Consider the following 14,354-nt stretch of genomic DNA (forward strand, 5'->3'; position numbering starts at 1 on the left):
AACACCGTTAGAAAAAGAGAAGCGCTACTTTAATAAAAACCTCTTATCAGGTGTCCTAAATTAGTTGACCACTACAGTTTCGCCTTGACGAGTTAATCAATACGCACACCAACATTCCTTTTTATAACTCCACCTTTGTGATTAGCATGAACAAGGATAAATATAACAGCTTGCCTGATGACCTCAAAAAAGTAATCGATGACAATTCTGGTGCAGATCTGGCAGCGCATATCTCTAAAGTATTTGATGTCAGCAATGCCAAAGCGATGGACGCCGCCAAAGCAAAAGGCGATATTATGATTGATATTCCTGATCCACTCAATGACCCAGATTGGAGAGGCCCATTAATGGAAGGCTCTCAGCATTACCTTGATGAAGTGAATGCAACTGGCCTAGACGCTGACAACGTATACGAAAAAGCAAAAGCGGCCAGTAGCGCCTGTATGGTTTAGAAGATGAATTGAAGGCACGCCCTAGCTTATAGCACCACATACTGGCTAGGCAATTTGATAACGCTGTGCTATCGCTAATATTTGTTCGACCACATTATGTTGCTCACTCATAGGCAATTGCTCTGTTGTTCCAATGATAGTGATAGCATATTCTAGCGGTAAATCTTCACTATCAGTTTTGTCACTACTCGTGGATGGTTTAGTAGCACTACTGGCAAGCGGTGGCAATATGACAGGAATCGTAATGGCGTTAATACCCATGAGCATATCACCCGTCACTGTCGCATAGCCTTGAGTACGAATGTTGGCTTGTAACTGGGTAAAGTGCTGCCACTTCTCGGTCATATCTACGGCGGTATTACTCGTATGCCATTCAGCTGTGACCAATGGCTGAATGACGGCTTCAGGTTGATAACTGGCAAATAACTGCCCTGTGGCCGATGTCGTCAGAGGCATACGTGAGCCAATGCGAGTAATGATGCTAATCGGACTGTCTGGCTCAACGGACTGAATAATAATAGGGCCTTCACTAAACCATTTGGCAATTTGCACACCGCAATTTAAAGTGTTTTTGATTTCATTAGCCACTTGCGTGAGACGTGCCAAAAGATTGTTTTGGTTGAGTTCCGTATGTCCTAGTGATGCCAATGCATTGACTCTATCGCCAAGCCCATAGCGCCCATCATCGAGCTTACGCGCGTAGTTTTTTCGGATAAGGCTGACCAAGTAACGATGGGATTTTGCTGGATGCATTTGCATGGTTTCAGCGATATCCTTTAGCATCATAGGCTCATTGCGGTCGATCAGCACATCTAGAATCGACAGCCCAATCTCAAGCGACTGGACGCCACTTTGGTTTTTACTGGTGATAGAGCTGTCTATAAGGGTTTTGTCTGCTGGCATGATTTGCTCGATTCTGGTGTGCTTGATTATTTTTTAATGATGGTTTGCTTGATAGTGGTTTGTTCAATAATGGCTTGCTCAATCAAATATCAATGAGATACAGATCTTACTCCATAATATTTATTCTTAAAAAATACATCCCCATAAGGACATGAATAATGATGACACTTTATGGCTACTTTCGTAGTAGCACGTCTTACCGCACTCGTATCGCGATGAACCTAAAAGGCTTGGATTACGATGATATCACGATCAATCTGGCTCAGGATGAACAGCTAGCATCTGCTTTTAAAGCGATTAATCCGCAAGGACTGGTGCCTGTCCTAAAGACTGACGATTTACTATTATATCAAAGTCCAGCTATCTTGGAGTGGTTAGAAGAGGTCTACCCTGAACAGCCATTATTGCCTAATAATGCTGCTGGGCGTATGCATGTACGTGCGTTAAGCGCTATGGTTGGTTGCGATATCCACCCCCTTAATAACCGCCGCATCTTACAGTACCTGCGCAATGAGCTGTCGGTAGACGAGGAAGATGTGATTGCATGGTGCAATCGCTGGATTAGCGAAGGATTTGCCGCTTTAGAAACACGTTTGGCAGCGGATAGTCATCGCGGACAATTCTGCTATGGTGACAGCCCTACTTTTGCAGATTGCTATTTGATTCCGCAGGTTTCTTCTGCTCGCCGTTTTAAAGTAGATTTGAGTGCTTATCCCAATATCGTCGCTATTGATACTCATTGCCGTACGCTAAAAGCCTTTGCAGAGGCGGATCCTATGGTTCAGCCTGATGCCCCAAAACATTGATACGTATTTCAATACAAGTTTTTGATACAGGTTTTTGAACAGCCCGCCACTTATGTTCTTAGGGCGTGTCTTCATTTCAAAAATGGTGATAGAAATGAGATAAATTGCCGTCAAAAGTTAAACATCCATTATCAAGCCATAAAAAAGCAAGATATCAAATATCTTGCTTTTTTATGGTTTATTCACACACATAATGGAGAGACCTTTTTAATCAAAATGGAAGCCTGCACCAATTGCACCGCCTACGTTGCCTTGAGTATCTGCCGTACCGTTCACTTTGATGACCCAGCGACCGTTGTTAGACAATTTGGAGAAGCCGATAGCCACAGCGCTTTCTCCATTGTACGTACTGACCCCGCCGCCGATCAGTGACTTACCTACGATGTATGCCTGAGGCAGTGCAGACATTGCCATTGCAGCGGATATACCTGCATTGGCGTTTTCTTCGACTTCACCAATCTTATAGCCAAGATCGCTCATATTTCTATTCAGTCTATTATCAAGCGCACTAAGCTGACTGTAGTTGACGGCATCGGTCGCTTCGACACCATCGGCGACCCCAGTGATACGTTGGTTACCAGCATATAACCCTTGAGTTGTCATACTCGGCCCATCTTGCAAGCTGATACCATTGCTATTGATCACCGTTGTTCCTACTGTGACACTATCGACGTTGATATTGCCGTTCAGATCAAACTTAATGCGACTGTCCTCGGCAGTGGTGGTTATGTTGTTGCCACCCGTGAAGCTTAGGACACTATCTTCGCCAATGGGCTTGTTGATATTGGCACCACTGTCTGCACCAAAGTTGAGACCAGCATCCAGTTTGTTCGTGTTAGTCGTGATATCGGCCGTATTGGTTGTGATATTACGGGTATTGGTCGCAATGTTTGTGGTGTTGGTGGCCACATTGCTGGTATTAGTAGCGATGTTCGTGGTATTGATTTGCACAGTCTCGTTGATTTCAATCGTGCCTTGTCTGATAGAACCAATCGCACCATCAACACTACCCTCACCTGTCCCACCGATATTACTATTGGTAAAGGTGCCGTCTACAGGATTATAGACAGTATCACCACCGATAATGCTGCTGATACCACTGCCTTGTGCATAAAGCTGGTTGCCATTGATAGCGTCTTGACTATCAGCTGTCACCTCACCATTTTGGACATTGGTGATTTTCTTATCAGCGGCATCAATACCACTTTTCGTCACGCTTGGACCACCTACAATGGTCAACCCATTGTCATTCATGGTGGTATCACCAGTGGTGACACTATTCAAGCCTAGGTTGTCGCTTAGCTCAAACGAGACATCATTGCTGCTGACTTTTTTAGAGACAGTGAGGTTGCTGTTTTTGCTATTGAAGTCAACCGCGTCACTAGGCTCTACTGTGCTTGCGGTAGCACTGTTGCCTTGTGCACTGATGTCCCAGCCTCTGTTGGCAATGGCTGTAATGCCATTTAGTTGTCTGACATTAACGGCATCATCTAATGCACTGCCATTCCCTACATTGGTGATTCGATTACCACCATTATCCAGACCGTTGCTGCTCAATCTGACCGTTCTACCCAAGCCATTATCCACGAAGGTAAAGCCTGTATTATTCATGATGCTATTGCCTATTTGCATACTGCCAGCATCCCCGAGGTCTAACTGATTGTTAAGTTTGACCTGAACGCCCGTCGCAGAAGCAACAGTCGTCAGATTGCGATCACCTGTGACATTGACCGTATCACCTAATGCAAGTTGCTGATCATTGTCGCTATTGCCATCACCTATCTTGATACCTTTGGCAATTTCGTCATTGGTCATGGTGAGCTGTGCAAAGTTGACAGCATCACTTGGCGCAAGCCCGTCAGCTACCTTAATAATTCTATTGTTACCATTATCAAGACCTTCGTTACTCAGCGTGATAGTCTGATTAGGACCATCCGTGATGGTGATGCCCGCGTTATTAAGCACCGTACTCTTCGTTCTCACACTACCATTTCGACCAAGCATCACATCTTCAGCCAATCTAATGTTTAGGTTGCCCTCATCATCAGCAATGACACCGATATTATTCTCAGTTAACTCTGTCGCGCCGCCTTGGAGCGTCAACGTTTGGCCTAGCTTGCGATTGACGATGACTGCGGTATCGTCTCCGGTAAAGTTCAGACCCAAGTCAACGGTACTGTTGGTTGCATCCAACTGACCGACATTGACGGCGTCCATAGCGTCTTCACCATTCCCTACATTGGTGATTCGATTACCACCATTATTGAGGCCATTGCTACTCAATCTGACGGTACTGCCATCAAGGAAGCTAACGCCAGCTGTGTTTAGCAATGTATCGCCTGTAGTAACGTTAGTGAAAACAACTTCATCTGCTGTTGCTACTTTAATACCACCGTTTTCGGCGGTTAAGACAATATTATCACCTGTTAGGAAATTGGCGGTATTGTCAGTTTTATTGAGTGTTTTGACATCAGTACTATCTATTTGAGTAATGACATTCTGTATAGCGCTATCTGCCACATTTGATACATCTTCTAATTGACCAAAATTCACTGCATCAAGAGTAGTTGTGCCTGCCTCGACGTTTGTGATTTTCTTATTGGCAGCATCAATACCACCACTCTTAGTGATACTTGGACCACCAATAATATTGACACCATTACTAGATATAAGAGTCGTAGATAAAGGTGAGGATACTGCAATACCTAAACCACTAACGGTAGTATTAAGCAGTGTATTGCCTGTTTTAAGGCCCAGTTTATTAACGGTCGTAACAGGTCCCAGTCCAAAGGGTGAGCTACTACCCATTTTTACGCTACCATAATGACCTAGATCAAGGTTGTCATTGAGTTCAACTTCGATTTTGCCATTATTTACTCGTGTGTCGATGTTGTTATTAGAGCCAACCACCTCGACTGCTTGTCCCAATGGCTTAGATACAGTGTTACCATCAGCAGCTTTTAATGCAAATCCCAAGTCAGAAACGCCAGTAATCGCCTTGTTCAAATCGCCAATATTTGCAGCATTGGATTCTGTTGTGCCACCACTTGCCACACCTTTGATCTGTTGATGATTTGCATTGATGCCCGTTGCCGTGAATTTTGGACCGCCTGCAATAGTGAGCCCATTGGCATTCAGCAAACTAGCACCTGTCGAGACGCTATCTAAACCTGTGACGTCTTTTGCCAGTTTAAGCGTCAAAGTGTCAGATCCATCAGCAACCACACCGATATTGTTGTTATTAGACAGCTTTGCACTATCTGTCTCGCCACCTTTTACAATGAGCTGTTCACCGATTTTACGATTGATAGGAGTACCAGTATCCCCGCCAAAATCCATACCTTTATCAAGTGTGCTATTGATACCATTTTGCAGCCCCGTTAGCTGAGCCACATTGACAGCGTCACTATTATTTGTACCTGCAGCAACGTTGACAATCTGACGATTGCCACCCTCTGATCCAGTACCAACTGATACAGCGCCGAGTGTCACACTTCTTGTTGCCATAATTGCATTTTCATCGATTAACAAAGTCCCTATTGGCACAAACCCAGTGGCTCCGCCTGCGACATTAGCAATAGATTTGGATCCCAGTGCCACGCCATTTTGGGTAGCAGATTGAGCACCTGCCCCAAGTGCTAACGCGCCTTTTTCGGTAGCAGAAGACGCCACACCGAACGCAGATGAAGCGGTTTCAGAAGCACTAGCATGCGTACCCATCGCCGTCGCAAGATGACCCTCTGTACGAGCTTTGACTCCAATTGCTATGGAGGCCGCACCGCCCGATTCGGTATGTCCGGTGTATGGATCGTTTAGATCTAATAAATTTCGACCAGCATACTCATTAAACGCGGTATTCACTGTCCCACTATTTAAAGTGGTATCAGTGATAGTGCCATCTAGATTGTATATCGATGCTAAGTTTAAATCGTCTCCACCAATGGCAATAGAAGAACCACCTCGTGACACGACATTTGCACCGATAGCAATAGACTGTTCACCACTTGCCAGCGTTTGTTGCCCAGATTCCGAGCTACCAATCGCAATGGTTTGACTGCCAGTTGCTTTTGCATTGCCGCCCATGGCCATGGCATTGGTACCCGTCGCGCCATCATTATTGGTATTGCCAATAGCCGTTGAGTTTACGCTGTAGTATTTGGTTTTATTCGCTGCTACTGTGTTACTTAAGCTATGCAGTTGCGAGCCATTAACCGCTTCTTTGCTACTAGCACTAATCAAACCACTATCTACGTTAACGATTTTTTTATGACCAGCATTGATACCAGTAGATGAAATGACAACGCCGCCATTGAAGGTCGCACTGTCTAGATCGGTTAGATTTTTTGCCAGTTTGATGGTTAAGGTATCACTTCCATCAGCCACCACACCGATATTATTGCCGCTAGCAAGCTTGGTGGTATCAGCTTCGCCACCTTTAATATTTAACGTTTTGCCGTGTTTTCGTATGATGGTGCCACCAGTATCACCATCAAATTTCAGGCCATTATTGCCATTATTGCCATTATTGCCATTATTGCCATTATTGCCATTATTGCCATTATTGCCATTATTGCCATTGTTGCCATTGTTGCCATTGTTGCCATTGTTGCCATTGTTGCCATTGTTGCCATTGTTGCCATGTTCATCATGACCATAACCGTTGCCATTTCCATGACTTTCGTGGCCATAACCATTTCCGTTGCCATGGCTTTGGTGACCCGTAATATGAATGATATTGGAGTGATTGACCTCAGCATTTGTCTGCATACCGAAACCAGCCGCCAGCAACCCGATCCCTATCGCGCTTAAGCGTAATGTCTTGATAGACGACAGAGTGGATGTTGTATTGATAGTAGTGTTAGTGCTAACACTAGATTTGGAAGATTTGCCACGCCCTTTTGCATACTCACTGACTGCGGTAAAGCAATTCAAGGCTTCGTTCCAGATGACTTTATAGATGCGATTCATGATATGTACTCCCTTACAGACTTGTCAGATTTAAAAAATCAGAGATAAGATCCATGTCAGAGAGCAGGTATAACAAAATAAAACGGGTTATAAACTTATGGTAATACGCCTTATGTTAAATGGTATCTAAATTAGTGCTTAAGGAATAAGACGTTCTGCTTTGTCAGTTCAGTATCACTCTCTTTATATTAGTATTACCGAATATATATAGAGTGACAATGCAATACATCTGTCATTTGATACCGTTTATCTTTTATATTCACTTATACGAATATAAAGCTTTCTATTGTCGAGTTTTCATATTAAATTATGACTATTTTTAAAAAATTATGCTCAGCTATAGTCGACTCAATATAGGACACGCCCTAGGTAACACTATCTGCACGACCAACCCCTGAACACCATCTTGGCGATTGTAAGCATTAATATGACCTTTATGTGCCATCACGACGGCATGGACAATGGCCAACCCCAATCCGTAGCCACCAGTATCACGATGACGGGCAGAGTCGAGCCGCACGAATGGTTGGAAAATACGCTCTAAATCTTTTTCCGCCACACCGCCACCCTCGTCTGTTATGTTGATTTGGATAGCAGATGCTTTATTGTCCATTTGCATGGCCTTTATTTCCGCAATCACTGTCGAACCTGCTTTTGTGTGCATAAAAGCATTGCGAATGACATTTTCCAGTGCGCTATGCAGCTGTTCTGAATTGCCCTGCACTGTCCAAACGTCGTTCCTATCATTTAGCGTTGAGTTGTGTAGTACTGAATCATCAGGTGGTTGCCATTGCCAATGCACGTCTTTATGTTGAAACTCAAAACAGACGTCCTGTCCGATATTGCTGATCGTCTCAGATAGATCGACGGCCTCACTTTCCAAATTATCAATGGTATATTGCTGCATTTGTAGGGACTGAATATGAATGATCTGCTCAATCAACTCATTCATCCGCGTAGACTCTTTATCAATGCGGTCTAAATAACGATTGGCATTGGGCGCAAAATCTCGAGTCAGCTCAGTGGCTACGTCCAGACGTGCCAGCGGCGAACGCAGCTCATGTGAGATATCACTGAGCATCTGCTTGCGTGCCAGCTCACTGTCAACCAGCCTCGTCGACAGATGGGCGACGTCTTTTGCCAGTAGCCCCAACTCATCATCACCCATTTTGGACAGTTCTGGGTTGGCTTGATAATCGCCATCAATCATACGGTGTACGGTATGTTGTACACGGCCAATGCGCTGGGTTAGCGTACGACTGAGCCATACGCAGACCAGCACACTAAAGAGAATGATCAATAGCAAACGTATGGGGAAGTTACTGTGCTGTAGCTCTACCACATCTGAAAAACGGAGATGCGGACGCAATTGTATAATGACTGACTGACCATCGGGCAATTCCACAGACATATCGGCCAGTTCAGGACGAGTATCGATATCCGCTACTGCGGCGCTATTTACCGTTCTCGGTTTTAAGAATTTTTGCCAAAAAAATGGCGCATTTTTTGGTATCTCATTGTCGTGTTCACGCAGTCTATCGTCAGCATTGCGACCTTCTACACTATAAGTATTATTTTCTATTCTAGGCGATATTGTCTGCAACGGTTGCATCGCACGCGCCATGGCCTGCCGATCATCCTGTCTCCATTCTTTCCCACGATAGTCTTTGTCACGATAGCGCGGGAATATAATAGCGCCTTGCTCATCATAAACCCTGATTTGATTCATCAGCCGTCGGTTTTGACGATACATCTGTCCCACAAACTCTACATCGCCCGCCTGTAGCGCCGCGACCATTTCCTGACGCTTAACCAATAGATTGTCAACTTGTACATCCATACGAGAGGTCAGCTCTTTTTCGGCCAGCCAGCGCTCTACTACGATAGACAATACAGAGGTGATTAAAATCGTCAGCAACAGGCTCAAAAACAACCGCCAAAACAGCGTGAGTCGCACCTTAAATTTAGGGTTTGTTTTAGAGGATTTTTTGAGAGTCTGCTCGGCAGCTTTCATTGATGTATCCGTCATCACAGCACCAGTTGATAACCTTTTCCACGCACCGCTTTTATTGGCTCATCGTGAAAAGGCTGAAGTTTTTTGCGTAAGCGGGATACATGTACATCGAGGCTACGGTCAAAAGGTTGAAGTTCACGTTGCAATACATGCTCTGATAGCCATTCTTTACTGACCACCTCGCCTTTTTGTTTGAGGAGCGCCACCAATAGATCAAACTCTGTACCCGTCACTTGCAGCTCAATACCATCTATTTGACAAATTCGCTGGTTTTGATCGAGATGCAAACGACTCTCTGGCAACGGAGTATGCTCTGATGCGGTCATATTGGTGCGTTTAATCACTGCGTTGATGCGTGCCAGCAGCTCGCGAGGGTTACAAGGCTTGGTGATGTAGTCATCAGCGCCAAGCTCTAAACCGATAATACGGTCAATCTCTTCACCCTTTGCTGTCAGCATAATGACAGGAATATCGCTGATATTTGGCAGTTGGCGCAGGACGCTCAAGCCATCTAATTTTGGCATCATAATATCGAGGACGAGCAAATCATAAATCGTATCTTCGTGTGCCACTGCTTTGAGCCGTTGTATGACTGCTGCGCCATCATGGACACAGTCGCAGCGGATACCATGATTGTTCAAATACTCTTGCAATAACTGGGTCAACTCTTCGTCATCATCGCCTATCAGTATGTTTGGCACACTCATCTCCTTTCACTTTCGATAGCATTAATTGGTTCAATTCGTTTAGTTACCCATATTATCAGGCAAGCGCGTAGCAATTCGCTAAAAACGTTACCTTTCTTAATACTTCATAAATGTTCGTAACCTTTGACTGTCGTAATATAGTTCCTATCAATCGCAAGTATTGCAAGATAAAAATTTAGTGTTTATTCAACCAAACTCAATGTAATCAAGGATATTATGATGAAAAAATTACTATTAGGCTCAGTATTAGCAGCTTCTAGCATATTTACAGTGACCGCATGCACCAGTGTCAACGCGACCACTGATACCTCGCCAACTGCGCAAATGCAAAAGAACCACAAAGAGGGCGCAATGAGAGGCCCAATGTCAAAGCTGGATCTAACAGCGACACAGCAAGCGCAAATCAAAGCCATCATGCAAGACAAACGTGGCGATCGCACTGCTGACCGTGCAAAACATCAAGCAGAACGCGCTCAAATGCATCAACAGATTCAAGCATTGACCAATGCCAGTACGTTGAATAGTGCCGCTTTGAACCGTTTGGCTGATCAACAAGCTGCTAAAACGAAGCAGCGCTTTATCGAACGTGTACAAACACAACATGCCATTGCTCAAGTATTGACTGCTGAGCAACGGGCAAAGATGGAACAGATGAAGTCAGAGAGACAAGAAAAAGGTCGCAAGCATTCAAAAGACCGTAAAGGTCATCACAAGCAACATCAAGGCATGTAAATTGTCATCAATAGGCTGATTGGTAACAAACTTTCTTTATCAAACCTATCGCTGTATCCATAAAAAAAGCGTACCGTTTGCACGATGCGCTTTTTTTGACTTAAACCTATGTGATTTAATAAATATATGACTGAATAAATTGGTCTGTTACTCAACCGAACCAAAACGCTCTCTGGCCATCGGCAACATGTTAAAGACCATTTTACCTACTGCCGTGCCATTACCATCTTGGTAATATTGCAGCAGCTCAGGACCATACTCTCTCAGATCAATGCTATTGCTAGCGTTCGGCGTCTGCACATTACTGGGTAGGTTAGGAAACGCCAAGCTCTTAGTGCTGATAGAAGAGTACTGCTGCAACACATCTATTCTCATACCTTTGTTGTTATTCGCTTCGCTAGTATTATCCAACTGACGACGTAAGTGCTCCCATTTGAGTTGACCGCCTCTATCAAACCCGTACAGTTCCTGTACTGCTGTATTGGCAACCGTCTCAACTGTCGTTTCTTCCTCATTCATTTGGTCTTTTATCATCGCCAGTATTTTTTGCACAATAGACTTACTGGTGAATGCCTTTGGATTTTGAATCGTTTCAAACGCTGTCATAGGTTCGGATTCTTGTACCAGCTCTGGGTATTTCTCACTGATCCGATCATAAAAAATTTGCATATATTTCTGTTGCGACGTTTGATAGTCCTCAAAACTTTGTACTCGGCGAATGATTTGATCGCTTGGTAGCATAGCCGATAAGTGGTGCGCGGGCAGCTTTGGAGACAATGATGCCAGTGTGTTGGGAGCGACATAATCAAACTGGCTAACAGGTGCAGCATCATACGTCATATCCACTGCCGCAAAGTGACTTTTGATTACTTCACCGCCAAACCCTTTAGGCAACGTGCCATCGTCAATCGCTATCTTTAGCCACTTATTTCGCCATTTTGTACCGAGCTTGTCATCTAATAAATCTGAATTGAACATCGCAAAGTTATCTGCCCATAGGTAAATATCACCGTTTTTAAAATCCATATAAATGGGCTGATTGATACTACTGTGATGATTGCGCGCTTGGTACTGCACACTGGCAAGCATGGTAGCCTTGCCAGCCATTGGCTGATAGACACCTTGAGAGTCGATAGACAGGGGCTTTAATAAATACTCATCTAATAACTGGGATTTTTTGATATCTAGCGGTTTTTGTTCATCCTCATAATTATCAAATAGCGCTTGATACGTTGGTGCTACCTCAACGTCGCTATCATATTGCTGCTCCTCCCATGCCTGATAGGCATCTGCACACTCAAAGTACGATTGCTTGAGGGTGTCACGCTTAGCATCATAATCCGCCGCTAGAATATCTGTATTTTGTTTTTTGGTTTGCAAGATTAACGCAGCATACGCTTGATCATGCGTCTCTTCACAGTATTCATCTATGCCGTCTGCTGCCACCAGTTGCTTGGCAGATGTGTCTGCAAACTGCTGGTTGCTGCTAATTTCGAGATTACTATGATAGCTAAAAGACTGGCGACGCTGTTTTTGCAATGCCGTCTCTAAGGTCTTTTTGGCAACGCTAGGCGCTTGTTTTACAGTTACCGTATTGGATTGGCCCAAACTGGTAGACTGGCAACCTGTCAATAACAGCGCCCCTGTTAAAAATGCACTGGTGACTAACAGATTGTTTTTAGTCTTAAATGGCAGACGTTGTGCAATGGTGTGATGTACTGTGTTCATTTTTTGTCCTTAATAAATATGAGCGTAAATGCAATGAGATGATGGCATTTGACTTCTATTTTTCATTTGTATCATCTTGGGCATCGACAAATCGGCTCTCATCGACAGCGTCTGCGCCATTGTCATTATCGTTACCATACTCATCAGTGCCATATTCATCACTGCTGTAAGCGTCCTCTACCCTGCTACCTAGATAATCATAGCGTGCATAACGGGCCGTTTGTAATCTGTCTTTTTTCTCGCGCTGCGTGGCCATCCACGCATTGCCATCGATAGGAGGCGTCGCGTCTGGGCCAAAAGACTCAGCAAGTAGCGGCGTCAAAGCATGACGGTTAAAGCTGGCTTTATCATAACGTACTTGGTTTAGCATGGTGGTGGTCGACCCCATCAAATCACTACCGATATTGACACGTTGCTGCTTGGCAAGCAGACGATCTGAGCTGTCTAAGTAATAGTAGTTGATTTGATTGAACGAGATAGGACCGATAGCTTCGATAAGCTGCAATAGCGACCCTACATCCGCGCTTTGATAGCCTTTATTGTATAACTGTACTTTAGCAAGTGCTGCCTTCAACATAGCACCATCAGGATATTTGTCTGGATTGGCATCCACATAGTCTTGCAGTGATGTCGTCACATATTTGAGGGTCTTGCCAATCATTTCACCGCTTTGCTGGCTACCAAAATAGACTTTGACTGCACGAGTTGCACCGACTTCTTTGGCAAATTCATCCTCACGAATATCTACCGCGCTAAAATGCTCAGGCGCGATCTCAGCCATGCTGCTCTGTATCGCATTGAGTACTGCATCGTAGACCACTGCTGGCGGTAGTTGCTCTGTAATGCCTTCAGGCAAACCAAAGCTCACTGTATGCGAGGTCATCTGTGATGGTAAAGGCGTGTTTTCAGGGGTGGCAATTGCGACGATTGGCATGATGGCCGATGGATCGACTGTGACATGGCTGTTATTAAAGTCAAACGCTAGCGGTATCTGTATCGATGCGCTAATCGTCGGGGTCGCATAGTCGTAGCTATAGACGCTTTGTAGTTGGCGCTGCTTAGGATTGTATTGACTGACACTGCTGAACATGAGGTTTTTATATTGATATTCATTTGATGCGGCTAGTTGCTCAGGTGTACGATGAATCATGCTAAGCATGTTGCCAATCATGCCCGTAGATGTCATGGATGATTGGTCGTTATTTGTCGTCTCTGTCTCAGCTTGCTGTTTTGCCATCTGCATGGCTTCATATTGTTCTGTCATGCTTTTGGGGTTTAATTTTGACAACTTTGAAAAAGCACTGTCCGATTCATAATCATCGGTTTCATAGGATTCTGCAGCATAGTCCTCTGTATCATAGTCACTACGACTATAACCGTTTTCATCATAGCCATCTTGGTCGTAACCTTCATCATCATAGCCGTACTCGTTGTATCCGTCTTCATCGTAGCCATACTCGTCATAGCCATTTTCATCATAATTCGTGGCCGCAGCAGCTTCTAATTCTGCTGAAGCTACATAATCATCGTAGTCGCTAGACTGATTATAAGCATAGGTTTCTATAATAGTCTTAAGCAAACTGCTAGCGCCGGCATCGATACTATCTGCGTCGATAAAGGGTGCTACGTGATAATTGGCTTTTGCGACTGCGACATGCTCTGTGGCTAAGTGCTGACGAATGGCGGCTAGCAAGTGTGATTTGGCTTGGTTATCAGTATTTGGATATTTCTCTTGATCAAACAATTGCTCGTAACGATTCGACTGAGCCGCTTGGCTGGCTGTAAAAGCTCGACCCTGATGTTGGCTCTGTCCGCTATCTGCAACACTAAAATCCATCAGCGTACTAGACGCGCGCGCCTTGCTAGTTGGAGATGACATGGTTTGACTTGATTGACAACCTGCGAGTACAAGCGATGCACTGCCAACCAGCAATGCGATAGAAGTTAATTTACCTGTTTGATATAGAGGGCCAGACGACTGAGCAGGCGTCATCTCAGAAGAGTGCTGTCGATTGCGGTTATCAATATGGGGTGATGACATAGT

9 protein-coding genes are annotated in these 14,354 nt (G+C 44.5%); 3 read left to right on the forward strand and 6 right to left on the reverse strand.

All coding sequences use genetic code 11. From position 1 onward, the window contains the following. Positions 1–146: 146 nt before the first annotated feature. Entirely contained in the window at positions 147–452 is a 306-nt protein-coding gene (locus tag QL982_RS05790) for a hypothetical protein (RefSeq protein ID WP_290190214.1), read from the forward strand. Between the two features lie 45 nt (positions 453–497). Here QL982_RS05790 and QL982_RS05795 read toward each other — a convergent pair whose 3' ends face one another. After that, a complete protein-coding gene (locus QL982_RS05795) occupies positions 498–1,355 on the reverse strand; it encodes an IclR family transcriptional regulator C-terminal domain-containing protein (RefSeq protein ID WP_290162193.1) in 858 nt (285 codons plus the stop codon). Between the two features lie 161 nt (positions 1,356–1,516). Here QL982_RS05795 and maiA point away from each other — a divergent pair, with 161 nt between their 5' ends. Beyond that, complete coding sequence (maiA, locus tag QL982_RS05800; protein ID WP_290162266.1) at positions 1,517–2,161, forward strand: maleylacetoacetate isomerase; 645 nt, start codon at positions 1,517–1,519, stop codon at positions 2,159–2,161. Positions 2,162–2,368: 207 nt separating this feature from the next. On the opposite strand, the gene QL982_RS05805 is transcribed toward maiA, so the two are convergent. From QL982_RS05805 to QL982_RS05815, 3 genes are all read right to left on the reverse strand, one after another. Then, a complete protein-coding gene (locus QL982_RS05805; RefSeq protein WP_290190215.1) occupies positions 2,369–7,129 on the reverse strand; it encodes a YadA-like family protein in 4,761 nt (1,586 codons plus the stop codon). Positions 7,130–7,466: 337 nt separating this feature from the next. Continuing rightward, positions 7,467–9,158: an ATP-binding protein gene (locus QL982_RS05810; protein ID WP_290162197.1), complete on the reverse strand. Its 1,692-nt coding sequence runs from the start codon at positions 9,156–9,158 to the stop codon at positions 7,467–7,469. Continuing rightward, the gene (locus QL982_RS05815) at positions 9,158–9,844 is read right to left on the reverse strand and encodes a response regulator transcription factor (protein WP_290162199.1); all 687 of its coding nucleotides are present in this window, start codon (positions 9,842–9,844) and stop codon (positions 9,158–9,160) included. Before QL982_RS05815 ends, QL982_RS05810 begins: the two co-directional genes overlap by 1 nt. A gap of 225 nt (positions 9,845–10,069) precedes the next feature. On the opposite strand from QL982_RS05815, the gene QL982_RS05820 reads away from it, so the two are divergent. Then, entirely contained in the window at positions 10,070–10,582 is a 513-nt protein-coding gene (locus tag QL982_RS05820; protein WP_290162200.1) for a Spy/CpxP family protein refolding chaperone, read from the forward strand. A gap of 147 nt (positions 10,583–10,729) precedes the next feature. Here QL982_RS05820 and QL982_RS05825 read toward each other — a convergent pair whose 3' ends face one another. Both QL982_RS05825 and QL982_RS05830 read right to left on the reverse strand, forming a co-directional pair. Then, positions 10,730–12,310, reverse strand: coding sequence for a hypothetical protein (locus QL982_RS05825; RefSeq protein WP_290162201.1), 1,581 nt, complete (start codon positions 12,308–12,310; stop codon positions 10,730–10,732). Between the two features lie 55 nt (positions 12,311–12,365). Further along, positions 12,366–14,351: a hypothetical protein gene (locus tag QL982_RS05830; RefSeq protein WP_290162203.1), complete on the reverse strand. Its 1,986-nt coding sequence runs from the start codon at positions 14,349–14,351 to the stop codon at positions 12,366–12,368. Positions 14,352–14,354: the final 3 nt, after the last annotated feature.

The organism is Psychrobacter sp. 5A.1 (assembly GCF_030407455.1).
GTDB lineage: Bacteria > Pseudomonadota > Gammaproteobacteria > Pseudomonadales > Moraxellaceae > Psychrobacter.

What these genes read in the sequence shown, in the direction of transcription:
- QL982_RS05820 (WP_290162200.1), top strand. Translation starts at nt 10,070, where the DNA reads ATGAAAAAATTACTATTAGGCTCAGTATTAGCAGCTTCTAGCATATTT.
- QL982_RS05830 (WP_290162203.1), bottom strand. Translation starts at nt 14,351, where the DNA reads ATGTCATCACCCCATATTGATAACCGCAATCGACAGCACTCTTCTGAG.
- QL982_RS05790 (WP_290190214.1), top strand. Translation starts at nt 147, where the DNA reads ATGAACAAGGATAAATATAACAGCTTGCCTGATGACCTCAAAAAAGTA.
- QL982_RS05810 (WP_290162197.1), bottom strand. Translation starts at nt 9,158, where the DNA reads ATGACGGATACATCAATGAAAGCTGCCGAGCAGACTCTCAAAAAATCC.
- maiA (WP_290162266.1), top strand. Translation starts at nt 1,517, where the DNA reads ATGACACTTTATGGCTACTTTCGTAGTAGCACGTCTTACCGCACTCGT.
- QL982_RS05825 (WP_290162201.1), bottom strand. Translation starts at nt 12,310, where the DNA reads ATGAACACAGTACATCACACCATTGCACAACGTCTGCCATTTAAGACT.
- QL982_RS05795 (WP_290162193.1), bottom strand. Translation starts at nt 1,355, where the DNA reads ATGCCAGCAGACAAAACCCTTATAGACAGCTCTATCACCAGTAAAAAC.
- QL982_RS05805 (WP_290190215.1), bottom strand. Translation starts at nt 7,129, where the DNA reads ATGAATCGCATCTATAAAGTCATCTGGAACGAAGCCTTGAATTGCTTT.